A 25,719-nucleotide genomic window follows, 5' to 3' on the forward strand; every position below is an offset into this window, starting at 1 on the left:
GGAAAAGAGGTGGAATAAGTCTTAAAAAAAAATTTAAGGCTATGATAGAAGTGTTAGTTTAAAAAAATAAAACGGATTTTCTGAAACTTGTTTCTCAAATTTCAATTGAATTTCAGCTTATTTCCGAAGAAGAAACGACTTTTAGAGACTGTTTGCTCGTAAAATTAGAGTGAGACAAGACTTATGCCATACTCTGATTAATTATTAAAAAGTTCCCCAGAAACCCACATATTTACCGTTTTTGGCGTTTAGCTTCTTTATCCTCGTTACAGGATTATAATTTTTCGAAAGATAGCCTTCATCAACTGAATAATTGAACATTACTCTGATTAATCCTGTCAATTTCTTCTCATTTTTCCAATAAGGAATAATCTGCTTAATATGAGTAGGACGAATCTCTTCAATGGTAATGATAACAAAATTTTCCTTTACAAAAGTAATAAAGAGTTTAATTGAATACGTGTTATTTCCAATAGGTCCGTCTGTTCTACCTAAAATCTCTAAATTAAGTGGATCCTCTTTCTGTGCCTCTTTTAACAACATGAAAAACACCCCTTCCAATTATTCAAAATAATTGAAAAGAGCGTTAGTCAGGCTATGAATTGTAGCGGGGCATAACTTGTAAGAATAGTTGCTTACTAAGCAATGAATAGTGTACCGATTTCTGTTTTGATTTGTTGTTTAAAGCTTTTTTAGGCGTACCAATTTATGCTATTCCCACTCCACAGTAGCTGGTGGCTTAGACGTAATATCATACACAATCCGATTGACATGAGCCACTTCATTCACGATCCGAACAGAAATTTTTTGCAAGACATCCCATGGGATGCGCGCGAAGTCTGCGGTCATACCGTCGATTGAGGTAACCGCGCGGATACCGACTGTGTAGTCGTAGGTACGGCCGTCGCCCATAACACCGACTGAGCGGATGCCTGGTAAGACAGTGAAGTATTGCCAGATGTCGCGGTCAAGACCGGCGTTGGCGATTTCTTCCCGGAGGATTGCATCTGATTCGCGGACGATTTCTAGTTTTTCTTCAGTGATTTCACCAAGGACACGGATACCAAGACCTGGCCCTGGGAATGGTTGGCGCCAAACGATTGAGTCAGGCATGCCAAGCTGTGTTCCTAATTCCCGTACTTCGTCTTTGAATAAGGTATTTAATGGTTCGATCAATTCGAACTGCATATCTTCTGGTAATCCACCGACGTTGTGGTGAGATTTGATTGTTTGAGCTGTTTCGGTACCAGATTCGATGACGTCTGTATAAAGCGTACCTTGGGCTAAGAAGGAAATGCCTTCTTGACCGGCAAGTTTAGTTGCTTCGTCGTCGAATAGGTAAACGAATTCGTTTCCGATGATTTTGCGTTTTTTCTCTGGATCAGAAACGCCAGCTAATTTATCTAGGAAACGGTCTTTAGCATCGACTTTGATGATGTTCAAGCCGAATTTTCCGCCAAGTGCTTCCATGACTTGTTCGCCTTCGTTTTTACGTAATAGACCGTGATCTACGAAGATCGATGTTAATTGGTCACCGATAGCTTTTTGTAAAAGCACCCCTACGACAGATGAGTCCACACCGCCTGATAGGCCAAGTAGGACTTTTTTGTCGCCGACTTGTTCGCGGATTTTTGCGACCTGCATGTCGATGAAGTTATCCATCGTCCAATCGCCTTTACATTGGCAAACATCTAGGGCAAAGTGACGTAATAGTTCATTGCCGTATTCTGAATGACGTACTTCTGCGTGGAATTGGATGCCGAAGAAGTTACGGTTTGTATCTTGGATTGCTGCGATTGGGCAGTCTTTGCTGGTACCGACTTTTTCAAAGCCTTCTGGTACTTGAGTTACTAAGTCGCCGTGGCTCATCCAAACGGTTTGTTCTTTTGGTGTATCAGCGAATAGGACGGCATTATCAGAAATAATTTCTAACGTTGCTTGCCCGTATTCACGGTTTTTAGCGGGTTCAACTTTTCCGCCTAGGTTATATGTGATCAGCTGCATGCCGTAACAGATTCCTAAAATTGGAATCCCTAATTCAAAGATTTTTGGATCAATGGAGAAGGCTCCTTCGTCATAAACACTATTTGGGCCACCTGATAAGATGATCCCTTTTGGATTCATGGCTTTGACTTCTTCAGCAGTGATGCGGTGGCTCAAAAGCTCTGAGAAAACACCGAATTCACGGATACGACGAGTGATTAATTGGTTGTACTGACTACCGTAGTCGAGTACGATGATTTTTTCTACGTTTGTCATTTCGGCAGAAACGTTTGTCACAATTATTACCCCTTTTCAAGTTTTATTATAAAAGAAAGCAAGCTTTCTTTATAAGCTAGTATTTACGCAAATAGATTTCATCAATGATATGATGCTTTGCCTTGTGCAAGATAATATCAGCTCGACCTCTTGTTGGCAAGATATACTCTTCCAAATTCTTCAAGTTGACATTTTTCCAGACATCCTCCGCCATGGCAAGCGCTTCTTTGCGATCACCGATTGCGTAGTCATAATAGTAGTTATCCGGATCTTTAAAGGCGGTGTCCAGCAAGGATTCGAACCGTTCGATATACCAACGCTCGACCATTTTCGGATCAGCATCGACGTAGATCGACAGGTCGAAAAAGTCACTGACATAGATTTGCTGATTGGCTGGCAGTTGTAAGGTGTTGATTCCTTCGACGATCAAAATATCCGGCGAATCGATCAGCTCGTATTCTCCATCCACGATATCGTAGACATCATGGGAATATTTTGGGATGGGAATATTTTCTCTGCCTGATTTCACTTCATTCAAGACATCGATCAGTTTCTCCATGTCGTAGCTTTCGGGGAACCCTTTGCGATCCATGATCCCACGTTCTTCTAAGACAGCGTTTGGATATAAGAAGCCATCAGTAGTGATTAATTGGACCGTCTGATGTTTGAATAGGCGGTCTAATAAGGTCTGTAATAAACGAGCGGTGGTACTTTTTCCGACGGCAACACTTCCAGCGATTCCGATGATAAACGGCGGCATCTTCACATAACGGTGCAGAAACAACCCTTTGCTTAACGTGAGCGACTCAAAATCCTTCATATAAAGATGGATCAGGTGACATAAGGGTACATAAACATCGGCCACATCTTTCATCGAGATTTGGTCATTCAAGCTTTTGATATTGTCAAGCTCTGCTTGCGTCAACGGTGTGTTTCCCGGTGTGTAGAAATCTTGCCACTGGTCGCGGGCGATCCGGAAATAGTTCCCTCTTTCGTTCATAAGAACCTCCTTATTCATATTAAAGTAACCATTTTTCAAAATCGAAAAATGAGTCCTATTTTCATGCCGTATACCATTCAACTACTAATCAAAACAAGGCTAACTCCTATTTAGGAAATTATTTTCCAAAACCTCGAAAATAATTCTGATAGTCGTTGCGCATACGATTAGTGGAACTCGTAAACTGGCATCCTTATTCATATTAAAGTAATCATTTTTCAAAAAGCGAAAAATGAGTTCAATATCATGCGCATTCCAGTCAATTTCAAGTAAAAAGCTGAACTGGCAACTGCGCTTATTCTACCATAAAAACAGTCTTAGAAAGTGTTCTATTTCCAAGAAATCCGAATAATTTCCTAACACAAAACGTTATAAGCCATTTTAGCCGAAAAAAAGTGTAAAAAGCTATCGTAATGATAGGAGTTTCATTGTTTTTTTAGTTGCGAAGGAAAAAACTAGGGAGATGTTAAGAAAAGCCAAGAAACAACCTGAAAAAGTGTATGATAGAAGCAGAAGATTTAGGAAAGTAGGTGGTGAAATGAAGAAACTGGAAGAAATGACGCTGGCGGAATTGTGGGAATTATTTCCAATTATCTTGAAGGATCATAACGTGGATTATGAGAAATGGTACGGGGAAGAAAAACAGCAGTTAACGAAATTGTTCGTTGATTTTGAGATACAACGAATCAATCATATCGGCAGCACCTCAGTCGGAGGCTTGATTGCTAAGCCGATCGTTGATATATTGCTGGAATTTCCTGATGGGTATGATGTGGAAGAAGCTTCAGCGAGGCTGAAAAATGCCGGCTGGATCTTGATGATTGAAGATAAGGAGAAACAAAGATTAGATTTGAATAAGGGCTACACATCGGAAGGCTTTGCGGAAAAGGTTTATCATCTGCATGTTCGTGCTATAGGAGATTGGGATGAGTTTTATTTTCGGGATTATCTACGAAAGTATCCAGAAGTTGCGCGGCAATATGAAGAATTAAAGCTTACGTTAAAGGAAAAGTTTGAGCACAATCGTGATGCCTATACGGATGCGAAATCGGATTTTGTGCAGAAATATAGTAAAAAGGCACGACAGGAATTCGGCCCGCGCTATTTGCCTAAATAATTTCCGCATTTCGTGCTATGATAAGGAAGAAAATTGTTAGAAGGAGTGTGTATGATGAAAAAAATCGTTTTGTTCGGAGACAGTTTATTAGCTGGAGTCATGAATGGTGAAACCAGTGATATTTTAGATAAGTATATTCTTGATGAACTGACGGAGATGGGCTTTCCCGGCTACTCATTAGTCAAGTTAGGCAAGCGCGGTGAGACTTCTTCTGATGGTTTGGCTCGGGTGAGTGAAGCCGTGGATGCAGAAGGTGATTTTGTGGTCATTTCTTTTGGAACCAATGATTCGTTGAAGCAGGCAAATTCACTTGAAACCTTTGGCGAAAATATTAGAGAAATCATTGAATCCTTTGATGCGTCAAAAGTGATTCTATTGACGACAGGTTACATCAATACAGACATTTATTCAAAGGGAGACAATGAGCGTCAACAGCTCTTCGCCCAAAAAGCGAAAATGATAGCGGCAGAATCGGGCGTTAACGTGATTGATCTGTATCACCACATGACTGTTTATCCAAAACCAAAAGAGTTTGTGCAAACATTCGACGGCATCCATCCGTCAGACGAGGGCTATCATTTCTTGGGGGCCTTGATTGCACGTGATATCAAAGAAATTTTATTAGCAGAAGGGTAAGAACATGGCAAATCATTATTATTCGGAAAATCCTGAGACGGCACACGATCTGCATCAATGGTCGTTTAAATTGGCGGGAAAAAATTTTCAATTTGTGACGGATAGCGGAGTCTTTTCTAGGGACACCGTTGATTATGGCTCACGTGTATTAATCGAGCATTTCGATGCGGAGGAGTTACCGGAAGGAACATTGCTAGATGTTGGTTGCGGCTATGGTCCAATCGGTATGGCATTGGCCTATCAGACTGGGCGTCCAGTCGAAATGATCGACGTGAATAATCGTGCGGTGGAACTGGCGCAAGGAAATGCGAAGCGCAATGGCATCGAAGCAGATATTCATCAATCGAATATCTATGAAACCTTGCATCAAAAAGAATATGCGGCAATCGTCAGCAATCCGCCGATTCGTGCAGGGAAAAAAGTCGTTCATCAGATATTAAGCGATGCAGAACCGTTGTTAAAAGATGGCGGTACACTGACCATCGTGATCCAAAAGAAACAAGGTGCGCCCAGCGCAAAAAGTAAAATGGAAGAAGTTTTCGGCAACGCTGAAATAGTGGCGAAGGACAAAGGCTACTACATTATTCGCAGTGTGAAGGAATAAATTGATCCCGTTCATTCGATATCTGGATGAACGGGTTCTTTGTCTTTAGGGAAAAGGCTTGCATGTGTGGTCGAAGAAAGGGTACAATCACATTGACTCATGTTTTTCACAAATGTGATAAGGAGGTAAGTCTATGCAAAAAGAAGAAGATAAATTATTGGTTCGCATTGCTGAAATGTATTACCAAGAAGATAAAAATCAAAGTCAAATCGCGAAAGAGCTGAATATACATCGCAGTACGATCAGTCGTTTGCTGAAGCGTTCTCGTAACGAAGGAATCGTGAATATTTCCATCAACTATGATAAAGCGGGAACCTACAGTATCGAAAAGGAATTGCAGGAAAAATTCGATCTGGAAAAGGCAATTATAGTGCAAGCGGGAACAGATTTAAGTCGTACGCAAAAGGATAAAATGTTAGCACAAGGGGTCGGTGAATACCTAACAGAGATTATTAAGGATGATATGATCTTTGGCTTTTCTTGGGGCGAAACCATGTCCGCAATACCAGAAGGGCTGACAAATTATGCGGTAGATAATATTCTCTGTGTCCCAATGATCGGCGGACCGTCTGGGCGTTTAATCAGTGATTATCATGTCAATACAATTACCTATGAAGCATCAAAAAAACTAAATGGTCGAGCATTATTGATCGACTCACCAGCTTTTCCCGAAACGGTCGCGTTGAAAAAAGCCTTGATGGAAAATGATTTTAATCAAGAATTGATCGATTATTGGCGCAAGATTGATATTGCCATTTTAGGAATCGGTTCGCCGACATTGAAGGCGAGTGAAAGCTGGAAACAGTTCTATGGCGAAGATGTGCTGGCTTATTTAGAAGGAAAAAAAGTGGTGGGAGATGTGGTGTCACGCTTTTACAATATTGAAGGCGAACACATTGAGAATAGTTTAGATGATCGTCTGATTGGAATCGATATCGCTGACTTGAAGCGAACACCGTATCGAATCGGTGTAGCAGAAGCAGTCGATAAAGCCGACGCGATTGCCAGCGCATTAAAGGGTCAGTATATTAATGTATTAGTCACGACGGAAGAAACTGCGCGAGAAGTATTGAAAAGATAGGGTGGTCCTATCTTTTTCTATTTTAAGGAGGAGCTATGCAGGTTATTCGTTTGCTTCAAACAATCTTGATTTTATTGAGCCGCAAGCAAGTTACCGCAAAGGAATTAGCGGAGCGATTCCAAGTGTCGGTCCGGACGGTTTATCGTGATGTCGATGCGCTGAGTTTGGCAGGAGTTCCAGTCTATGCTAATAAAGGGCGAAATGGCGGGATTTTTTTGGATGATTCCTATCATGTTAGTAATGCCTTGATTGATAAAGAAGAGCAGGATGATTTATTTCTTGCTTTACATTTATTGCAATCTGTAGGCTTAGCTGATACGGAGGAGCTGCTGAAAAAAATGGGTACGGTCTATGATTGGAGCGAATGGCTGGAGGTCGATTTGAGTCAGACCGAGATCACCAGCCAAACCTTTGAAAAAATCAAAGAGGCGTTATTCAATCATTGTGAGATCAACTGTGTTTATCACACTGAATATGGCCAAACCCGGCTCATATCTTTAGCACCAAAACGTGTACTGTACAAGTATCAAACGTGGTATTTGCTGGCTTGGGAATCAAGTAAGCTAGATTGGGTCTTATTTCCACTCAAACAAATTCGAGACGTTGTTTTAAAAGAGCCAATCGACTATCCGTTTCCAGAGGAAGAATTGGTGTTTCCACAGTTGTCTGTTCGGCTACGATTCAGCAAGCGGATCGCTTATAAAAAGTATGCCGAGTTTGCGGATTTTGCTTGGACGGACAATCCTGACAGTAGCTTTGATGCGACTTTGAACTTCACGGAATTCGATGATCTCTATCGTTTTTTAATTCCGCTAGGGAAAAATGTCGAAATTCTTGGCCCGGATTGGATTCGCGAGAAGGTTTTAAATTACGTTGGGGCATTTTATAAAAATCATTTTTAATATGACATGTTCTGGCACTTTTATTCGATACACTTATAGAAAAAGGAGGAGATATCAATGAAGTTTGAACAAATCATGAAACCAGATCAATGGATTCTTTCTCAAACCTTTACGGTGAAGGTCGAAGAAATTCCTCAAGTCATTGGACCAACCTTTATGAAGCTAGGCGGGTTTATTCAAGAGCAAGGAATCCAAATATTAAGTACGCCATTTGTTTCTTATAAAAATATGGATGAAAATGGCGGACTGGATGAATCAGCCATTGAGATGGAGGTTGGTTTTCCCGTGGCAGAGGAAGTCAAAAATGCTGCGGAGATCGAAAGCGACAGTTATTTCCTTCCGTCCTATAAGGCGTTATCTGCACTTTATGTCGGGCGTTATGATGATATGACTGAGCCCTATTTCGCCATGATGGATGAGATTAAAAAAATTGGCGGGAAATTCAGCGGGATTTCTTATGAGTATTATTTGAGCGACGAGGAGATACCTGAGGAACAGCAGGAAACGATTATGGAATTGGTTTACGAATAGTATCTATTTAGACGAGTTGGAGAAACTCGTCTTTTTTTTATGCCATCTTGCACTTTTGTGATTTTGTTTTAAAAAAATTGCAAAAAGTTATTGACAACGTTTTCTAGTGCGGTTACTATAAAAGTGCAACAAATGTTAAAAGTAAATCACAAATGTTAAAGGGGTATTTGCTATGGATTGGTTAGGTGTACAAGGAAAGACGGTCATTGTTACTGGAGGTTCATCAGGGATTGGCGCAGCTATCGTTGAAGAGTTATGTGATTTAAAGATCAATGTAGTGAATGCGGATTTACGCGAAGGGACATTTACTCACGAAAATTTATTTTTTAGTCAAACAGATGTTACTTCTCCAGAATCGGTGGAACAGACGGTAGCGACAACAGTGAAAAAATTTCAAACAATTGATGCAGTTGTCAATAATGCGGGTATTAATATCCCAGCCTTGTTAGTTGACGAGAAGATGTCCGAGGAAGGGAAATTCCAAATTAATGAACAGATATTTAATAAGATGATCGCGATTAATCAAAAGGGTGTCTACTTAATGGGCCAAGCAGTTGGTCGTGTAATGGTCAAGCAAGGCTATGGAGTCATCATTAATATGTCATCAGAATGTGGCTTAGAAGGTTCGGAGGGACAAAGTGTTTACGCGGCAACAAAGGCAGCGGTGAACAGCTTTACTCGCTCATGGGCAAAGGAGTTAGGGAAAAAAGGTGTCCGTGTTGTTGGAATTGCTCCTGGGATTATGGAAGAAACCGGCTTACGTACGATCGAGTACGAAACAGCGTTAGCCTATACGCGGGGAATAACAGTCGAGCAATTACGTGCTGGGTACACGAATACTAAGACAATTCCATTAGGTCGTGACGGTAAATTAAGAGAAGTAGCAGACTTAGTTGCCTACTTCATTTCTAACCGGTCAAGCTACATAGATGGTGTGACTGTTAACGTCGCTGGCGGAAAAACACGAGGGTAATTTTTGATTCTGCTGATCGTGAGAAATAAGCGGTCGGCAGAATTATAAAATAAAAAAGAACTGGGAGGAGCTTATGAACAAGGTAATTTTGGTTGCGCATGGGAAGTTGGCACACGAAATGAAAAAATCAGCAGAAATGATTTTTGGTACGCTACCGGATTTTGAATCGATCGAATTTTTGAAAGAAGAAGGATTAGACACGATCCAAGAAAAAGTTGCTGGGGCAATGAAGGAAGATGCATCATATCTGATTTTGACAGATCTATTCTGTGGGACGCCTTATAATGCCAGCTGTGCAGTTGCAATGAAGAATCCTGAACGCGAGATTGACGTGATATCAGGAATGTCGCTGCCGATTGTCTTAGAGGCAGCAAGTATGCTAGGAAGCAGTTTAACAGAGATTGTGAATCATGTTACAAAAATATCCTGCGATACAGTGAAAGCGTTTAAACAGCAGGTGATTGAAGAAGAGGAGGATTTATAAGATGCAAATCAAATTATCACGGATCGATGATCGCTTGATTCATGGACAAGTGGCAACAGTATGGGCAAAGGAAGCTGGTGCAAAGCGGATCATCGTTGTTAGTAAAGAAGTGGCTAATGATGAGATTCGTAAAACATTGGTCAAACAAGCAGCCCCGCCAGGAATCAAAGTGAATATTGTGACTCCGGAGAAAGCAGTAAAGGTCTACAATAACCCAAAATATGCAGATGAATCAGTGTTCTATCTATTTACGAATCCAATGGAAGTATTGGAATTAGTCGAAATGCAGGTGCCAATCACATCTATCAATATCGGCGGGATGCAATTCAAAACAGGACGGACACAAATCACCAAAGCTGTTTCAGTCGATCAAACAGAAGCGGATGCATTTCGCAAGCTTGAAGCAGCAGGTGTGGAGTTAGATTTGAGAGTCGTTGCGACCGATCCGAAGGGTAATTTTGAAGAGAAGCTAAAAGAAGCAGGGTTCTAAAAGGAGGCAGGATACTAGTTCCACTTTTTTCAGGTAAAAATTGTAAGCAAGATAAAATTCTATTGAGTGCTGAAAAACCTGGTGGAATGGTATACGTATTGAACATCAAACTCATTTTGAGAAAAATGATTACCTTAATATGAAATAGGAGGACACAATAATGGAATTATCAGCGTTGCAGATTGTACTTATTTTTCTTTTTTCTTGTATTTGCGGGATGGGCAGTGTGTTAGATGAATTTCAGACGCATAGACCGTTGATTGCGTGTACGATGGTTGGTCTGATTTTAGGCGATGTGCAGACGGGAATTATTCTAGGAGGAACATTAGAATTGATTGCTCTAGGCTGGATGAATATTGGGGCGGCGCAGTCACCGGATTCAGCTCTGGCGAGTGTGATTTCTACTATATTAGTCGTTGTTGGTCAGCAGGATATTCAATCAGGAATTGCGATTGCGTTGCCAGTGGCAGCGGCGGGGCAAGTATTGACGGTTATCGCACGGACAATCACGGTAGCTTTTCAGCACGCAGCGGATCGTGAAGCGGAAAAAGCAAATTTCAATAAGATTATCTTTCTTCATTTCAGTGCCTTATTCATTCAAGCCTTACGAGTAGCAATCCCAGCTACGATTGTGGCGGCTTTTGTTAACGCAGAGATGGTGACAAATATGTTGAACATGATACCAGATGTAATCACAGGAGGTTTAGCAGTTGCCGGTGGGTTCATCGTAGTTGTCGGATATGCGATGGTCTTGAATATGATGAGCGTGGCATATTTGATGCCTTTCTTCTATCTTGGATTTGTCATGGGCGGTTATTTAGAGTTTAGTTTGTTGGCGTTTGGAATTATCGGGCTAATTACTGCATTGATTTACGTGCAGTTAAATCCGAACTTTAAGAAAAACGAGGTTCAAGGAAATCAGGTCGCAGCAGTTGTCGCCGGCGAGTTAGCCGATGATGAGCTGGAAGATTAAGGAGGAGTACAAATGGAAAATACTTCAACAGTAGAAACGAAAAAAGATATTTATGCGCAATCGCAATTAACGAAAAAAGATTTGATGACAACGTTTGTCTTTTCAAACTTCCAGCAGGCGTCCTTTAACTTTGAACGGATTCATGCGTTGGCTTTTTGTGTGGATATGATTCCGACGATCCGTCGAGTGTATAAAACCAAAGAAGAACAAGCAGAAGCCTTGAAACGCCATTTGACTTTCTTTAATACGACACCAGCTGTTTGCGGACCTGTTATCGGCGTAACGATGGCGATGGAGGAAGCACGAGCAAGCGGTGCGGATATCGATGATGGGACAATCAATAGCTTAAAGGTTGGTTTGATGGGACCTTTAGCTGGTGTCGGCGATCCATTAGTTTGGGGAACCTTACGTCCGATCACCGCAGCATTAGGTGCCTCGTTGGCTTTATCTGGAAATGTGATGGGACCAATTTTATTCTTCGTAGCTTTTAACGTGATTCGCTTGGCGATGAAATGGTTTGGATTGACTTACGGCTTCAGTAAGGGAATGGATATTGTTAAAGATCTATCTGGCAACTTATTACAGAAATTGACTGAAGGTGCGACAATTTTAGGATTATTCATCATGGGGGTCCTGGTAACGAAATGGACCACTGTCAATATACCGCTAGTCGTATCGAAAACACCAGGTGCGGATGGCAAAACAGTTATTACAACTGTGCAAAATGTTTTGGATGATTTAGTTCCAGGTTTACCAGCGTTAGGTTTGACCTTGTTGATGATGTATTTACTAAAGAAAAAAGTCAGCCCAATCGTTTTGATTTTTGTGTTGTTTGCAGTAGGAATCATCGGTTATTGGTTAGGAATTTTAGCATAATATTATAGAAGAAATTAGGGGGAGCAGTAGTGAAAACGAAAGCAGTACGTTTATATGGTAAGAAGGATTTACGTTTAGAGGAATTTGAATTGCCTGAAATCAAAGAGAATGAGATTTTGGCTTCAGTCATCACTGATAGTATTTGTATGTCAACGTGGAAGTTAGCCAATCAAGGGGCGGATCATAAAAAAGCACCCAATAATCTTGCGGAAAATCCGATTATTATTGGTCACGAATTTTGTGGCGAACTGTTGGAAGTTGGCGGCAAATGGGCACATAAATATAAAAAAGGAGAGCGGTATGTTTTGCAGGCAAACTTACAATTACCGGATCGTCCAGATTGTCCCGGCTATTCGTATTCTTATACTGGCGGCGATGCAACCTACATCGTGATCACAGAAGATGTCATGAATCAGGACTGCTTGATCCCTTATAAAGGCGATACCTATTTTGAAGGCTCACTGATTGAACCATTATCCTGTGTCATTGGCGCCTTTGAAGCAAATTATCATTTAAAAGAAGGGTCCTATGAACACAAGATGGGAATCAAAGCTGATGGGAATCTATTGATCATGGGAGGGACGGGCCCAATGGGTTTATTAGCAATTGATTATGCTTTGCATGGACCCATCAAACCGAAGAAATTAGTTGTTACCGATCGTGATGCGGAAAAATTAGCTCGTGCAGAAAAGCTCTATCCAAGTCAAAACGGCATTGAAGTTTCATATATAAATGTAGCAGATGTTGAAGATCAAGTCAGTCTTTTGAAGGAAAAAGCAGATGGAGGCTTCGATGATATCTTTGTAATGATTCCAGTGGCACCAGTAGTAACGGATGCGGCGGACATGTTGAATCCGGATGGCTGCTTGAACTTCTTCGCGGGGCCGCAGGACAAAGAATTTTCAGCACCAGTAAATTTCTATGACGTACATTATTCCTTTACGCACTTTGTGGGAACGTCTGGCGGTAATACCGAGGACATGCGCAAGGCGGTAAAATTGATTGAGGATAAGCAAGTTAAAGTTGCCAATGTTGTTACCCATATTCTAGGATTGGATGCAGTAGGGGAAACCACGTTGAATCAACCAGCGATTGGCGGCGGAAAAAAATTAGTTTATACCCATAAACAATCTGAATTGAAAAAACTTTCAGAGATTGATAACAATTCAGAATTAGGCGAAATTCTAGCAGAAACAGATGGTATTTGGAGTCAGAAGGCTGAAAATTATGTTTTGAAGAATTATCCAAATATTTAATTTTCAATTAAGTAAATGAATAAATCAAACGTTTTCGCATTTTCTACTGTACCAACGTTCGGGTTTTGGTACGCAATTGATGTAACTATAAATTAAGAACTGCCGCAGAAAAGAACTGATTCTGCGGCAGTTCATTTTATAGATGTTCTTTTAAAATGACTTGATTGGCAATGTCTGAGTAGACTTCATTATGGACAGTACCGGCAGTTAATTTTTGCGTTACAGAGTACATCTTTTTCAGAAAGTGAAAGCTGTAATTTATAGGCACTGGAAAAAGAAAGTAAACTATTTATAAAAATTGTGATGAATATTGGATCACTGTTATTTGAAATTCGAGATAAAAACCTTGCCTACTTTAAAAGCTCCAAATTTACATAATCCAAGATGAATCATTCGAAAAAGGCAGAGTTCGCGACGCCTGGATTCATTTTTTCACTGTTTTGCTTATCAAAAAGATCACAGCTTAGATTTTTTTGGTTCATAATCATTTTAGAGAATTTGATACTTTTCGTTATATGTTTAATTCGCAATCATTCTATCTCGCTTTTTATGGATTTAAATAAAATGGCCAGCAGTCTTTGTTGGGGCACATCATAGTCTTTTTTCAAAAACTATCTGAATCGTGCAAAAACGGTGTAGTCTAATTAGAATTGATGCATAAATTCTTGCTGATTTTTGATGGCACCTAAAACGTCTGCTATTTGCTTAACTACTTTTTATTTCTAGGAGCCTTTAAATTCCACTTTTTTCCTACAGAATAAGCAAGAAGTCCGGCCTTTTGAAGAAAAATGCTTTCTTTCTATTTTTTCCTTTGCTACACTTAAAAAAAACGCAAAGAGAGGGACCGTGATGAAGATCACCATTAAAGAGATCGCTGAGATGGCTGGCGTGTCAGTAACGACTGTCTCACAGATTTTAAATAATAAAGGCAGCCGCTTCAGCGAACAAACGCGCAGAAAGGTTTTAGCCATTGTTGAAGAACATCAATACAAACCGGATTTTTTTGCAGCGAACTTGATTAATCGTCATTCAAAAACGATCGGGATGATCGTGCCGGACGTAACCGACTTTTTTTTCTCAAAGGTGATCGAAGGAGTAGAAAGTTATTTAAATCCTCTAGGTTATATGATCATTTTGTGTAACTCTCGCCACGATATTGAACAAGAAAAACGTTATTTAAATGAGCTGTCACATCGGTCAGTAGATGGTATTTTGTTGGCCACGCCTAATCATCTTGAGGGAGAACACAAGTTGGGCAGTGACTTTTACCGTAAACACCCGATTGTTTTGATCGACCGAGGCTTGAACGATCGCGATTGGGGCCAGCTATTAGTAGAAGAATATGCCGGGGCACAAGAAGTCCTGAGAATGTTGGTAGATAAAGGGCATCGTCATATAGGTATGTTAAAAGAGAGTCAAGGCTATTATCAATTAACTGAGCGGGTGAAGGCCTATCGGCAGGTAGTTTTTGAGTATAAATTGCCATTTGAAGAAAGCTATATTTGTTCTGGACAATTAACGATCTCCGGCGGTTATCATGCGGCAAGAGAGGTATTAAAAAATAAGAAAATCACGGCGATATTTTGCGGAAATGACGAGATGGCTCTTGGTTGCTATCAAGCGATTTATGAAGCGGGATTAAAAATTCCTGAGGACATTTCGGTCGTGGGCTTTGATGGGTTAGAAGTTAGTGAATACATGGTTCCGCCTTTGACAACTGTCTTTCAGCCGAGCAGTGAAATTGGCTTTTCAGCAGCAAAATTTTTAGTAGATGCCATTAATTTCCCTTCTCAGCGAATTCCGAATAAAATCTTCCGAACTAAATTAATTATTCGTGAGAGTGTTAAAAAAGTAGATCAGGGTTGACAACGGGAGCAGTACCCGTTATAGTAACGATGGTAGCGCTAACAGAAAGCGCTTCTGTATTTAGTAAACTGTTTTACTAAAGTGGTTTACCTTTCGCCATTTTATTGTATAATATCTTTTGAAGCTTGGAGGAAAACCTATGAGAATGGTAGATTTGATCGAAAAAAAGAGAGACGGTAACGCCCTATCAAAAGAAGAACTCGACTTCATCATTGATGGCTATACAGACGGAAGTATTCCAGACTATCAGATGAGCGCTTTATTAATGGCAATCTTTTATCAGGACATGACGGATGAGGAAATTTCTCATTTAACTTTGGCTATGGCAAACTCAGGAGACATCATTGATTTGTCATCTATTGAGGGTGTGAAGGTTGATAAGCATTCCACTGGCGGTGTTGGTGACACCACAACTTTGGTTCTTGCGCCACTTGTAGCAAGTGTAGACGTACCTGTAGCAAAAATGTCTGGACGCGGTCTTGGTTTTACTGGAGGTACTTTAGATAAATTCGAATCAATTCCCGGCTTTAAAATCGAATTATCCGATCAAGAATTTGTTGATATTGTAAACAAGAGTAAAGTAGCTGTCATCGGTCAGTCAGGAAATCTGGCTCCAGCGGATAAGAAGCTGTACGCATTACGTGATGTAACAGCGACAGTGGATTCCATCCCGTTGATTGCCAGTTCAATCATGAGTAAAAAAATCGCAGCGGGTGCAGATGCAATCGTTTTGGATGTGACTACCGGCGAAGGTGCCTTTATGAAAAACATCGATGATGCAAAACGTTTAGCGAAAACTATGGTACGCATCGGAAAGCTTGCTGGACGTCAAACGATGGCTGTGATTTCGGATATGTCTGAGCCGTTAGGCCAAGCAATCGGAAACAGCCTAGAAATCGTGGAAGCGATTGATACCTTGAAAGGAGAAGGACCAGCTGATCTAACAGAGATGTGCTATGTATTAGGTAGTCAAATGGTTGTTTTGGCAGGTAAAGCGGCGACGTTGGATGAAGCCAGAGCGATGCTAGAGGAAGCCCTGCATTCTGGTAAGGCGCTAGAAAAATTCCGTGAAATGGTTAAAGACCAAGGTGGGGATACAACGGTAATTGATCAAACGGACAAGATTTTAACCGCTAAATATGAAATTGAGTTGCCAGCTAAAACCTCGGGGTATGTCACTGATTTAGTAGCCAATGAAATTGGGATTGCAGCAATGCTGTTAGGCGCGGGACGTAAAACGAAAGAAGAAGATATCGATCATGCCGTTGGTATCAAGCTGCATAAAAAAGTCGGCGATAAAGTTGCTGAAGGCGAATCGCTATTAACAATCTACGCGAACTCCAATGAAATTGACGAAGTAGAAAAATTACTTTATGAAAATATTTCGATTGGTGAAGAGCCAAAAGAGCCTATTTTAATCCACGATATTATTACAGAATAAGTATTTAAAACTTTTTTGTAACAATAAAAAGTATATTATAATGAAAGAAGCGAGGGTCAGAAATGGAAATAAATCGAATGATCGACCACACAATTTTAAAGGCGGATGCCAGTAAAGAAGATGTAATGAAAATTATTGAAGAAGCTAAGAAATATCGCTTTTACTCTGTCTGCATCAATCCAACATGGGTGTCGCTTGCAGCCAAAGAATTACAGGGTGAACCCGTTGCAGTTTGTACGGTGATCGGTTTTCCGCTTGGAGCAAATACTACTGAAACAAAGGCGTTCGAAGCAGCAAACGCGATTCAAAACGGTGCGGATGAAGTGGATATGGTTATCAATATCGGCGAACTGAAAGATGGCAACGACGAAAAGGTTCAAAAAGACATTGAAGCAGTCGTAGCAGCCGCAAAAGATAAGGCCTTAGTTAAAGTGATCATCGAAACCTCTCTATTAAATAATGAAGAAAAAGTCAAAGCCTGCGAATTAGCCAAAGCGGCGGGAGCAGATTTTGTAAAAACCTCTACTGGATTCTCAACAGGTGGCGCAACAGTCGAAGATGTGCGTTTGATGCGTGAAACTGTTGGACCAGAAATGGGTGTTAAGGCTTCCGGTGGTATCCATAATGCCAAAGAAGCAGCAGCAATGATCGAAGCAGGGGCTACTCGTTTAGGTGCCAGCTCAGGAGTTGCTATTATGAACGGTCTTTCTGGTACGGGGTACTAAAAAACGGAGGCATGACACATGAGTAAGCAAGAATGGATCGATATCGCAGTTGAAGCACTCGACAAAGCGTATGTCCCATATTCGAAATTTCCTGTCGGCGCATGTCTTGTGACGAAGGAAGGAAAAACCTATCAAGGAATCAATATTGAAAATGCTTCTTACGGCTTAACGAATTGCGCAGAACGAACAGCTATTTTTAAAGCTGTTTCGGAAGGCGAAAAAGCCTTTAGTCATTTAGTAGTCGCTGGTCACACACCAGAACCGATTTCTCCATGTGGCGCATGTCGTCAAGTTATGGCGGAATTTTGCGATCCAGCGATGCCAGTAACCTTAGTCGGTGACAACGGAGTAACAAAAGAAATGACCGTTGAAGAGTTACTGCCGTATACTTTTACTGACAAAGATTTATAAACCATGTTCATTCAGTCGCAGGACTGTTGAAAAAAACATATTTAGGGGGCTTTACAGAAATGAAAAAAGCAAAATTATTTGGCCTAGGTACCGTAGCAATGGCAGCGTTGCTGACTCTAGGAGCTTGCGGCGGCGGTAATGGCGGCGGTTCAACTGATTCTTCAGGCGGAGCGGCCAAAGACGATGCAAAACACAGTGTAGCAATCGTAACAGACATTGGTGGGGTGGACGACCGTTCATTTAACCAAAGTGCTTGGGAAGGTCTTCAAGCATGGGGTAAAGAACACGATATCAAAAAAGGTACTGGCGGATATAACTATATCCAATCAAACGATGCTTCTGAATATGAACAAAATATTTCACAAGCTGTTACTAACGGTTTCAAAACAGTTTTCGGGATTGGTTACTTACTAGCTGACCCAATCTCAGCAGCAGCAGATCAAAACCCAGATACAAACTTCGTTATCATTGACTCAGTGATTGAAGACAAAGATAACGTTGCTTCGGCAACATTTAAAGACCAAGAAGCAGCTTACCTAGCAGGTGTCGCAGCTGCTGAAACAACAAAATCAAATAAATTAGGTTTTGTCGGTGGTGAAGAAGGTGCCGTAATCGACCGCTTTGAAGCTGGTTTCGTTCAAGGGGTAAAAGATACTGCTAAAAAATTAGACAAAGACATTTCTGTAGACGTACAATATGCGGCTTCATTTGGTGATCCTTCTAAAGGGAAAGCTTTGGCAGCGAATATGTACAATGCTGGCGTAGACATCATTTATCATGCTTCAGGCGGTACTGGTCAAGGGGTCTTCTCAGAAGCGAAAGCACGTAACGAAAAAGCTGACGAAGCTGACAAAGTTTGGGTTATCGGTGTCGATAGCGACCAACAAAACGATGGCAAATATAAATCTAAAGACGGTAAAGAAAGCAACTTCTGTTTGACTTCAACACTTAAAGGCGTGGGCGCAGCGGTTCAATCAATCTCTACGGATGCATTGAATGACAAATTCCCTGGCGGCAAACACTTATCATTTGGTTTGAAAGACGGCGGTGTTGATTTAACAGACGGCTATCTTTCAGACGATGCGAAAGCAGCTGTTAAAGAAGCAAAAGAAAAAGTTTCTGCTGGCGACATCAAAGTTCCAGAAACTCCTGAAAAATAATTATTCAGGTGACCATAGTCTCCAACGCGTGAGGCTATGGTCCTCTTTTAAAAAAAGTTTTCTTCTTTTAGACAAGTCACAGCCTGTGCTTGATTTGTCTAAGGGAAGAACGCCCTTAGCGTTGCAATGTTTTGTCAGGTTTTAAAAAGCGATAGGATGTGAAAAGAAAGTGACAGAAGAACAAAATGTCATTGAGATGCGCAATATCACCAAGCAATTTGGTACGTTTAAAGCGAATGACAACATCAATCTTCAGATTCGAAAGGGCGAGATTCACGCGCTTCTAGGTGAAAACGGCGCTGGAAAATCAACATTGATGAATGTCTTGTCTGGGCTATTACAGCCAACTTCTGGTGAGATTCTAATGGATGGTCAACCCGTCGATATCTCAAGCCCAACGAAAGCCAATCAATTAGGGATCGGAATGGTCCATCAGCATTTCATGTTAGTTGATGCCTTTACCGTCACAGAGAACATTATTTTAGGCAGCGAGCCGAAGAAAAACGGCATGCTGGACAAAAAGAAAGCTAAAGCTGAGATCGTGCGTTTATCTGAAGAATACGGGTTAAAAGTTGATCCAGACGCTTATATCCGCGACATTTCAGTGGGTATGCAGCAGCGGGTCGAAATTTTGAAAACCTTGTATCGTGGTGCGAATGTTCTGATTTTTGATGAACCAACGGCTGTATTGACACCGCAAGAAATTGATGAGCTGATTACGATTATGGAAGGCCTAATTAATGAGGGCAAATCGATTATTCTGATTACTCATAAGCTAGATGAAATCAAAAAAGTCGCGGATCGCTGTTCCGTTATTCGTCGAGGACAATACATAGGAACGGTCGACGTCAAAGATGTCAGCTCGCAGCAATTAGCGGATATGATGGTGGGACGTTCTGTTTCATTCAAAACAGATAAGGTACCAGCAACGCCAGGCGAAGTCGTTCTTTCAATTAAGAATCTTGTTGTAAAAGAAAGTCGTGGCTTAGAGGCAGTGAAGAATCTTTCGCTGGATGTCCATCGCGGGGAAGTTGTCGGAATTGCCGGAATTGATGGCAATGGACAAACCGAGCTGATCCAAGCTCTTACTGGTTTACGTAAAGTCGAAAGTGGAACAGTCACAATTAGCGGAAAAGATGTAACAGGCAAAGCGCCGCGTCATATTACTGAAACAGGCGTCGGACATGTGCCGGAAGACCGTCATAAATATGGTTTGATTTTGCCGTTGCCATTATCGGAGAATATCGCGCTGCAATCATACTACCATGAACCATTTAGTAAAACGGGTATTTTGAACTACGGTGAGATTGATCGTTACGCGAAGCGCTTGATTGAAGAATACGATGTACGGACAACCAGTGAAAAAGCACCAGCGGCTTCACTATCAGGCGGGAATCAGCAAAAAGCGATTATCGCACGAGAAGTCGATCGTGATCCAGATCTGCTGATTGTATCACAGCCAACTCGTGGACTGGATGTTGGGGCGATCGAATATATCCACAAGCGTTTGGTTGAACAGCGCGACAAGCAAAAAGGCGTGCTATTAGTAAGCTTTGAGCTGGATGAAATTTTAAATGTCTCTGACCGTATCGCGGTTATTCATGCAGGGGAGATCGTTGGTATCGTAGATCCGAAAGAAACTTCTGAAAACGAGCTTGGGCTATTGATGGCCGGCTATAGTTTAGAAGAAGCGCGAGCAGAATTAGCAAAGGCTGGTGAGATAAATGAATGATCGCTCAGAAAGAATTAGAAATATTTTAGTACCGATTATTTCAGTTATTTTAGGATTTGTTCTTGGTGCTGTTTTGATGTTAGTATTTGGGTTTAACCCAATCGAAGGTTATAATGCAATGTTTAGCTCCGCATTCCAAAGCAAAATGTCTATCGGAGAAATTTTGGTTGGTGCGGGACCGTTAATCTTTACTGCGCTGGGGTTCTCAGTAGCCAATTCAGCTGGGTTCTTTAACGTCGGGCTGTCTGGGCAAGCGCTCTGCGGCTGGGTCGCAAGTATCTGGGTCGCATTAAGCATGCCGGATTCACCGAAATTCGTTGTTTTGCCATTAGCGATCATAGCTGGTGCTTTAGCCGGAGCTGCGGCTGCAGCGATTCCTGGATTATTGCGTGCATTCTTTGGAACCAGTGAAGTTATCGTAACCATTATGATGAACTATGTGATTTTGTATGTAGCGAATCATATCGTTAATCATGTAATGTCACCAGATATCATTTCAAATAAGGGTGTAACTAAAGGTGTCGGCTTGAATGCATCATTACGCGAACCTTGGTTAACAAACTTATTTGGCGGTTCGCGGGTCAACATGGGTATTATTTTAGCGTTAGTCTTCTTAGTGCTTGTGTGGTTCTTAATGAAGCGAACAACGCTAGGGTTTGAAATTCGTTCCGTTGGTTTGAATCCTTTTGCCTCTGAATATGCAGGGATGAGTAGTAAACGCACGATCGTGATCTCCATGATCATTTCAGGTACCTTAGCTGGCCTTGGTGGTGTCGTTTATGGACTAGGAACATTTATGAATTACTTTGTTCAAGGAACATCAGTCAGCATAGGGTTTGATGGAATGGCGGTTTCACTGTTAGGAAACGGAAGCTCAGTGGGAATTTTACTCTCCGCACTGCTGTTCAGTATCTTGAAGCTCGGCGGACAAGGGATGCAGTTTTCAGGTATTCCAAGTGAATTAGCCAATAGTGTAATTCCGTTGATCATCTTCTTCGTAGCCATCAACTACATCGTACGTGTTGGTCTAGCAAAAGTCATGGGCGGTAAAAAAGAAGTTGCTACTGTCCAAGAAATAGAAAGTGCTCCGAACGAAGAATCTGAAAAAGGGGGCAAAGTCTGATGAATATGGATTTAGTAGCTTCAATTATTGCTCAGACACTTGTGTATTCAGCACCGTTGATTTTAACGGCTTTAGGTGGTGTCTTTTCTGAACGCAGCGGGATCGTTAACGTTGGTTTGGAAGGAATCATGGTTGCCGGGGCATTTAGTTCAGTGGTCTTTAACTTAGCTTTTGCCGATCAGTTTGGTGCAATGACTCCTTGGTTGGGTGTTTTAGTCGGTGGTTTAGCAGGGATGGCATTCTCCTTACTGCATGCTGTTGCGACAGTTAGCTTCCGTGCAGACCACATCATCAGTGGTACAGTAATGAACTTATTAGCACCGCCATTAGCAATTTTCTTGATCAAAGTGATTTATGGAAAAGGTCAAACAGATACGATCCAACAGCAATTTGGTTATTTTGATTTTCCAGGATTGAGTAAGATTCCTGTACTTGGTGATCTGTTCTTTAAAAATACAAGTTTGCCAGCATACTTTGCAATTTTAATTGCGGTACTTTCTTGGTTTGTGATCTTTAAAACGCGTTTTGGTTTGCGATTACGTTCTGTCGGTGAAAACCCGCAGGCAGCTGATACTTTAGGAATCAATGTTTACGCATTACGTTACTCAGGTGTGTTGATTTCTGGTTTCCTTGGCGGAATGGGCGGAGCAGTCTTTGCACAATCCATCGCTGGACGCTTTGCACAAACAACCATCGCAGGTCAAGGGTTCATTTCACTAGCAGCGATGATCTTTGGTAAATGGAATCCATTAGGTGCGATGGGAGCTGCGATCTTCTTCGGATTCGCGCAAAACTTGAGTATCGCAGGATCAAATTTACCGATCATTTCACAAATTCCAGATGTGTATCTACAATCGGCACCATACGTCTTAACCATTGTGGTATTGGTCATTTTCTTAGGAAAAGCAGCAGCACCAAAAGCAGACGGTGTCAATTACATCAAATCAAAATAATTCTTTCGTTTTCAAAGGGTGGGGCTATGGGACAATGTTCTTAGTCGCGCCCTTTTTGCCAGTCCAACTTTCGCAGTTGCTCAAGGTCGGACTGGCAAAAATAAAATCTTAAAAGCAGGCATAAATACGCGAGGTTTAGTTGGATGGTATGCGTGATGAGGATCAAACTAACTTTTTCGCTTTTTGAAAAAGTTAATACCATAATGCGAATTAGCTGCGAATCAATTGCCCAAGCGCATTATAATAGCGGAATCGCATGCGTACGAAGATGAAATCACTTTTCGCGGTTTTCGAAAAATGAATTCCGCTAAACTGGGCTAGTTGCCAGTCCAACTTTCGCAGTTGCTCAAGGTTGTACTGGCAAAAATAAAATCTTTAAAGCAGGCATAAATACGCGAGGTTTAGTTGGATGGTATGCGTGATGAGGATCAAACTAACTTTTTCGCTTTTTGAAAAAGTTAATACCATAATGCGAATTAGCTGCGAATCAATTGTCCAAACGTATTATAGTAGTGGAATCGTATGCGTACGAAGATAGAATCATTTTTCATGGTTTTCGAAAAATGAATGCCGCTAAACTGAGCTAGTTGCCAGTCCAACTTTCGCAGTTGCTCAAGGTCGGACTGGCAAAAATAAAATCTTAAAAGCAGGCATAAATACGCGAGGTTTAGTTGGATGGTATGCGTGATGAGGATCAAACTAACTTTTTCGCTTTTTGAAAAAGTTAATACCATAATGCGAATTAGCTGCGAATCAATTGCCCAAGCGCATTATAATAGCGGAATCGTATGCGTACGAAGATAGAATCATTTTTCGCGGTTTTTGAAAAATGAATTCCTACAAGTTGAGCTAGTTGCCAGTCCAACTTTCGCAGTTGCTCAAAGTCGGACTGGTAAAAAAGTTAATCCTTTAAATCGAATTAGCTGGGTGTTTCATAATTTAGCAAGGCGTAGCTTTTATTTTACGGAACACTAAGAACCCAATATACTGGAGCTGTGACAATTAGTTTAACAGCACAAAGGTTTTGTTAAATATATAAGTGGGATTCGTCTTACTTATTTTGATATAAATAAATAGAAAGAGGGAATAGAAATGTTTAAGCGCATTCACTTAGTCGTAATGGATTCAGTTGGTATTGGAGAAGCACCGGATGCTGAAAAATTTGGAGATGTCGGTTCAGATACTTTAGGTCATATTGCAGAAGAGGCTGGATTGAACATTCCGCATTTGGAACAGCTTGGTCTTGGAACGATTCGTCCACTGAAAGGTGTGAAGGATGTTTCGGAGCATGATGGCTATGCGACAAAACTAGAAGAAATTTCTGTCGGTAAGGACACAATGACAGGTCATTGGGAAATTGCTGGATTGAATATCCAAACACCTTTCCGCGTTTTTCCAGAAGGATTCCCACAAGAATTGCTTGATCAAATCTCTGAGTTTTCTGGTCGCGGAATTATCATGGGTGCCAACAAGCCTTATAGCGGAACTGAAGTTATCAAGGACTTTGGCGAAGAACAAATGAAGACTGGCGATTTGATTATCTACACGTCTGCTGACCCTGTATTACAGATTGCAGCACACGAAGAAATCATTCCGTTAGAAGAATTGTACAAAATTTGTCAATATGTTCGTGATATTACGAAGGACGATCCTTACATGATTGGTCGGATTATCGCACGTCCGTATGTTGGTGAACCAGGTAACTTCACACGTACTAGCAACCGTCACGACTATGCCCTTGATCCATTTGGTAAAACTGTTTTAGATTCATTGAAAGACAATGGTAAAGATGTGATTGCGGTTGGTAAAATCAACGATATCTTTAATGGCCAAGGAATTACGGATGCTGTTCGTACAAAGAGCAACATGGATGGCGTTGACAAGTTGTTAGAGGTAATGAAAAATGATTTTACTGGCTTGAGTTTTACGAATCTCGTTGATTTTGATGCTTTGTTTGGTCATCGTCGGGATGTTGTCGGCTATGCTCATGCGATTGAAGAATTTGATTTACGAATTCCAGAAATTTTAGATGCGATGCAAGACGACGATCTATTAATGATCACTGCTGACCACGGGAACGATCCAACATTTACTGGTACAGACCATACTCGTGAATATGTACCTTTCTTAGTTTACAGCAAGAAAATGGTGGCACAAGGGAAATTACCGCAAGGCTACTATTCAGATATCGCTGCAACGATTGCTGAAAACTTTGACGTGCCCGCGACAGAAAATGGCGAAAGCTTCTTAAAATTATTGAAATAAAAAATATTCTATATAAGGAGACGTTTATGACAGACTTACAAGATAAAATTCAACAAACAGCAAGCTATATTCAAGAAAAAGGAGTAGCAGATGTTGCATTTGGATTGATCCTAGGTTCAGGACTAGGTGAATTAGCAGAAGAAATTGAAAACCCTGTAGTGATCCCGTACAACGAAATTCCACATTTCCCTGTTTCAACAGTGGTTGGTCACGCGGGACAATTAGTCTATGGAAAATTGTCAGGAAAAAATGTATTAGCGATGCAAGGTCGTTTCCATTACTATGAAGGAAACCCAATGGATACAGTGACTTATCCTGTTCGTGTCATGGCAGCATTAGGCATTCATTCAGTGGTTGTGACAAATGCTGCGGGCGGTGTGAACGAAGGCTTCCAACCAGGGAATTTAATGCTGATCACCGACCATATCAATTTCATGGGCACTAATCCGTTAATCGGACCAAATGATGAAAACATGGGTCCACGCTTTCCAGATATGAGCGCAGCTTATACGAAAGAATACCAAGAAAAAGCGCGTGAAGTAGCAAATAAATTGGCTATCGATTTGCAAGAAGGAGTCTACATAGGCTTCACTGGACCAACTTATGAAACGCCAGCGGAAATTCGGATGGCTCGTACAATGGGCGCGGATGCTGTTGGAATGTCAACCGTACCGGAAGTCATCGTGGCGGCTCACAGTGGACTGAAGGTCCTAGGAATTTCTTGTATTACCAACTTAGCGGCGGGTATGCAGGCGAATTTAAACCACGCTGAAGTTGTGGAAACGACGGAACGTGTCAAAGAAGACTTCAAGAAATTAATCAAAGAAACCTTAGCAGTGTTATAATCGTATAAAAGTAAGT

At 41.2% G+C, this 25,719-nt stretch carries 25 protein-coding genes; 22 read left to right on the top strand and 3 right to left on the bottom strand.

All coding sequences use genetic code 11. The features are described 5' to 3' along the window. Positions 1-204 precede the first annotated feature (204 nt). The 3 genes from AUF14_RS14475 to coaA all read right to left on the bottom strand — a co-directional run bounded on the left by AUF14_RS14475 (position 205) and on the right by coaA (position 3,259). On the bottom strand, positions 205-543 hold the full coding sequence (locus tag AUF14_RS14475) for a hypothetical protein (RefSeq protein WP_049218132.1): 339 nt from the start codon (positions 541-543) through the stop codon (positions 205-207). Positions 544-711: 168 nt separating this feature from the next. Next, positions 712-2,280 (bottom strand): glutamine-hydrolyzing GMP synthase, encoded by a 1,569-nt coding sequence (guaA, locus tag AUF14_RS14480; RefSeq protein WP_049218134.1) that lies wholly within the window; start codon positions 2,278-2,280, stop codon positions 712-714. Between the two features lie 55 nt (positions 2,281-2,335). After that, positions 2,336-3,259 carry a type I pantothenate kinase gene (gene coaA / locus AUF14_RS14485; protein ID WP_049218135.1) on the bottom strand — a complete coding sequence of 308 codons (924 nt, stop codon included), beginning with the start codon at positions 3,257-3,259 and terminating at the stop codon, positions 2,336-2,338. 538 nt (positions 3,260-3,797) lie between these two features. On the opposite strand from coaA, the gene AUF14_RS14490 reads away from it, so the two are divergent. From AUF14_RS14490 to AUF14_RS14595, 22 genes are all read left to right on the top strand, one after another. Next, on the top strand, positions 3,798-4,376 hold the full coding sequence (locus tag AUF14_RS14490; RefSeq protein WP_049218146.1) for a GrpB family protein: 579 nt from the start codon (positions 3,798-3,800) through the stop codon (positions 4,374-4,376). A gap of 54 nt (positions 4,377-4,430) precedes the next feature. Further along, positions 4,431-5,012 carry an SGNH/GDSL hydrolase family protein gene (locus AUF14_RS14495; protein WP_049218147.1) on the top strand — a complete coding sequence of 194 codons (582 nt, stop codon included), beginning with the start codon at positions 4,431-4,433 and terminating at the stop codon, positions 5,010-5,012. A gap of 4 nt (positions 5,013-5,016) precedes the next feature. Beyond that, positions 5,017-5,616, top strand: coding sequence for a class I SAM-dependent methyltransferase (locus AUF14_RS14500; RefSeq protein WP_049218136.1), 600 nt, complete (start codon positions 5,017-5,019; stop codon positions 5,614-5,616). Between the two features lie 133 nt (positions 5,617-5,749). Continuing rightward, positions 5,750-6,697: a sugar-binding transcriptional regulator gene (locus AUF14_RS14505; protein ID WP_016181673.1), complete on the top strand. Its 948-nt coding sequence runs from the start codon at positions 5,750-5,752 to the stop codon at positions 6,695-6,697. A gap of 35 nt (positions 6,698-6,732) precedes the next feature. Beyond that, a complete protein-coding gene (locus tag AUF14_RS14510) occupies positions 6,733-7,599 on the top strand; it encodes a helix-turn-helix transcriptional regulator (protein ID WP_049218137.1) in 867 nt (288 codons plus the stop codon). A gap of 57 nt (positions 7,600-7,656) precedes the next feature. Continuing rightward, positions 7,657-8,130 carry a GyrI-like domain-containing protein gene (locus tag AUF14_RS14515; RefSeq protein ID WP_049218138.1) on the top strand — a complete coding sequence of 158 codons (474 nt, stop codon included), beginning with the start codon at positions 7,657-7,659 and terminating at the stop codon, positions 8,128-8,130. Between the two features lie 172 nt (positions 8,131-8,302). Next, positions 8,303-9,103: an SDR family oxidoreductase gene (locus AUF14_RS14520; RefSeq protein ID WP_049218139.1), complete on the top strand. Its 801-nt coding sequence runs from the start codon at positions 8,303-8,305 to the stop codon at positions 9,101-9,103. Positions 9,104-9,176: 73 nt separating this feature from the next. Further along, a complete protein-coding gene (locus tag AUF14_RS14525) occupies positions 9,177-9,587 on the top strand; it encodes a PTS sugar transporter subunit IIA (protein WP_016181669.1) in 411 nt (136 codons plus the stop codon). Position 9,588: 1 nt separating this feature from the next. Beyond that, positions 9,589-10,077 (top strand): PTS system mannose/fructose/N-acetylgalactosamine-transporter subunit IIB, encoded by a 489-nt coding sequence (locus AUF14_RS14530; RefSeq protein WP_016181668.1) that lies wholly within the window; start codon positions 9,589-9,591, stop codon positions 10,075-10,077. Positions 10,078-10,237: 160 nt separating this feature from the next. After that, complete coding sequence (locus AUF14_RS14535; RefSeq protein WP_016181667.1) at positions 10,238-11,050, top strand: PTS mannose/fructose/sorbose transporter subunit IIC; 813 nt, start codon at positions 10,238-10,240, stop codon at positions 11,048-11,050. 12 nt (positions 11,051-11,062) lie between these two features. Further along, positions 11,063-11,926, top strand: a complete 864-nt coding sequence (locus AUF14_RS14540) for a PTS system mannose/fructose/sorbose family transporter subunit IID (RefSeq protein ID WP_016181666.1) — start codon at positions 11,063-11,065, stop codon at positions 11,924-11,926. A 29-nt stretch (positions 11,927-11,955) separates the two neighbouring features. Beyond that, entirely contained in the window at positions 11,956-13,182 is a 1,227-nt protein-coding gene (locus AUF14_RS14545; protein ID WP_049218140.1) for a zinc-binding dehydrogenase, read from the top strand. Positions 13,183-14,031: 849 nt separating this feature from the next. Next, positions 14,032-15,048: a LacI family DNA-binding transcriptional regulator gene (locus AUF14_RS14550; RefSeq protein ID WP_049218141.1), complete on the top strand. Its 1,017-nt coding sequence runs from the start codon at positions 14,032-14,034 to the stop codon at positions 15,046-15,048. A 139-nt stretch (positions 15,049-15,187) separates the two neighbouring features. Then, complete coding sequence (locus AUF14_RS14555; RefSeq protein ID WP_049218142.1) at positions 15,188-16,489, top strand: pyrimidine-nucleoside phosphorylase; 1,302 nt, start codon at positions 15,188-15,190, stop codon at positions 16,487-16,489. A 62-nt stretch (positions 16,490-16,551) separates the two neighbouring features. Next, positions 16,552-17,214: a deoxyribose-phosphate aldolase gene (gene deoC / locus AUF14_RS14560; protein ID WP_016181662.1), complete on the top strand. Its 663-nt coding sequence runs from the start codon at positions 16,552-16,554 to the stop codon at positions 17,212-17,214. Positions 17,215-17,232: 18 nt separating this feature from the next. Further along, positions 17,233-17,625, top strand: a complete 393-nt coding sequence (locus tag AUF14_RS14565; RefSeq protein ID WP_048721871.1) for a cytidine deaminase — start codon at positions 17,233-17,235, stop codon at positions 17,623-17,625. A 59-nt stretch (positions 17,626-17,684) separates the two neighbouring features. Continuing rightward, positions 17,685-18,785 carry a BMP family lipoprotein gene (locus AUF14_RS14570; RefSeq protein WP_049218143.1) on the top strand — a complete coding sequence of 367 codons (1,101 nt, stop codon included), beginning with the start codon at positions 17,685-17,687 and terminating at the stop codon, positions 18,783-18,785. A gap of 196 nt (positions 18,786-18,981) precedes the next feature. Then, positions 18,982-20,517, top strand: coding sequence for an ABC transporter ATP-binding protein (locus AUF14_RS14575; protein ID WP_242693592.1), 1,536 nt, complete (start codon positions 18,982-18,984; stop codon positions 20,515-20,517). After that, positions 20,510-21,640 carry an ABC transporter permease gene (locus AUF14_RS14580; RefSeq protein WP_016181658.1) on the top strand — a complete coding sequence of 377 codons (1,131 nt, stop codon included), beginning with the start codon at positions 20,510-20,512 and terminating at the stop codon, positions 21,638-21,640. Before AUF14_RS14575 ends, AUF14_RS14580 begins: the two co-directional genes overlap by 8 nt. Beyond that, positions 21,640-22,593, top strand: coding sequence for an ABC transporter permease (locus AUF14_RS14585; protein ID WP_016181657.1), 954 nt, complete (start codon positions 21,640-21,642; stop codon positions 22,591-22,593). Before AUF14_RS14580 ends, AUF14_RS14585 begins: the two co-directional genes overlap by 1 nt. Positions 22,594-23,685: 1,092 nt before the next feature. Continuing rightward, positions 23,686-24,858 (top strand): phosphopentomutase, encoded by a 1,173-nt coding sequence (deoB, locus tag AUF14_RS14590; protein ID WP_049221037.1) that lies wholly within the window; start codon positions 23,686-23,688, stop codon positions 24,856-24,858. Positions 24,859-24,884: 26 nt separating this feature from the next. Further along, positions 24,885-25,703 carry a purine-nucleoside phosphorylase gene (locus AUF14_RS14595; RefSeq protein WP_049221035.1) on the top strand — a complete coding sequence of 273 codons (819 nt, stop codon included), beginning with the start codon at positions 24,885-24,887 and terminating at the stop codon, positions 25,701-25,703. Positions 25,704-25,719 lie beyond the last annotated feature (16 nt).

The sequence above is a fragment of the Enterococcus avium genome (genome assembly GCF_002891025.1).
Taxonomy (GTDB): Bacteria; Bacillota; Bacilli; order Lactobacillales; family Enterococcaceae; genus Enterococcus_A; species Enterococcus_A avium.

Coding starts and splice junctions, on each gene's coding strand:
- AUF14_RS14475 (WP_049218132.1), bottom strand. CDS start 543: ATGTTGTTAAAAGAGGCACAGAAAGAGGATCCACTTAATTTAGAGATT.
- coaA (WP_049218135.1), bottom strand. CDS start 3,259: ATGAACGAAAGAGGGAACTATTTCCGGATCGCCCGCGACCAGTGGCAA.
- AUF14_RS14490 (WP_049218146.1), top strand. CDS start 3,798: ATGAAGAAACTGGAAGAAATGACGCTGGCGGAATTGTGGGAATTATTT.
- AUF14_RS14495 (WP_049218147.1), top strand. CDS start 4,431: ATGAAAAAAATCGTTTTGTTCGGAGACAGTTTATTAGCTGGAGTCATG.
- AUF14_RS14500 (WP_049218136.1), top strand. CDS start 5,017: ATGGCAAATCATTATTATTCGGAAAATCCTGAGACGGCACACGATCTG.
- AUF14_RS14505 (WP_016181673.1), top strand. CDS start 5,750: ATGCAAAAAGAAGAAGATAAATTATTGGTTCGCATTGCTGAAATGTAT.
- AUF14_RS14510 (WP_049218137.1), top strand. CDS start 6,733: ATGCAGGTTATTCGTTTGCTTCAAACAATCTTGATTTTATTGAGCCGC.
- AUF14_RS14515 (WP_049218138.1), top strand. CDS start 7,657: ATGAAGTTTGAACAAATCATGAAACCAGATCAATGGATTCTTTCTCAA.
- AUF14_RS14520 (WP_049218139.1), top strand. CDS start 8,303: ATGGATTGGTTAGGTGTACAAGGAAAGACGGTCATTGTTACTGGAGGT.
- AUF14_RS14525 (WP_016181669.1), top strand. CDS start 9,177: ATGAACAAGGTAATTTTGGTTGCGCATGGGAAGTTGGCACACGAAATG.
- AUF14_RS14530 (WP_016181668.1), top strand. CDS start 9,589: ATGCAAATCAAATTATCACGGATCGATGATCGCTTGATTCATGGACAA.
- AUF14_RS14535 (WP_016181667.1), top strand. CDS start 10,238: ATGGAATTATCAGCGTTGCAGATTGTACTTATTTTTCTTTTTTCTTGT.
- AUF14_RS14540 (WP_016181666.1), top strand. CDS start 11,063: ATGGAAAATACTTCAACAGTAGAAACGAAAAAAGATATTTATGCGCAA.
- AUF14_RS14550 (WP_049218141.1), top strand. CDS start 14,032: ATGAAGATCACCATTAAAGAGATCGCTGAGATGGCTGGCGTGTCAGTA.
- AUF14_RS14555 (WP_049218142.1), top strand. CDS start 15,188: ATGAGAATGGTAGATTTGATCGAAAAAAAGAGAGACGGTAACGCCCTA.
- deoC (WP_016181662.1), top strand. CDS start 16,552: ATGGAAATAAATCGAATGATCGACCACACAATTTTAAAGGCGGATGCC.
- AUF14_RS14565 (WP_048721871.1), top strand. CDS start 17,233: ATGAGTAAGCAAGAATGGATCGATATCGCAGTTGAAGCACTCGACAAA.
- AUF14_RS14570 (WP_049218143.1), top strand. CDS start 17,685: ATGAAAAAAGCAAAATTATTTGGCCTAGGTACCGTAGCAATGGCAGCG.
- AUF14_RS14575 (WP_242693592.1), top strand. CDS start 18,982: ATGCGCAATATCACCAAGCAATTTGGTACGTTTAAAGCGAATGACAAC.
- AUF14_RS14580 (WP_016181658.1), top strand. CDS start 20,510: ATGAATGATCGCTCAGAAAGAATTAGAAATATTTTAGTACCGATTATT.
- AUF14_RS14585 (WP_016181657.1), top strand. CDS start 21,640: ATGAATATGGATTTAGTAGCTTCAATTATTGCTCAGACACTTGTGTAT.
- deoB (WP_049221037.1), top strand. CDS start 23,686: ATGTTTAAGCGCATTCACTTAGTCGTAATGGATTCAGTTGGTATTGGA.
- AUF14_RS14595 (WP_049221035.1), top strand. CDS start 24,885: ATGACAGACTTACAAGATAAAATTCAACAAACAGCAAGCTATATTCAA.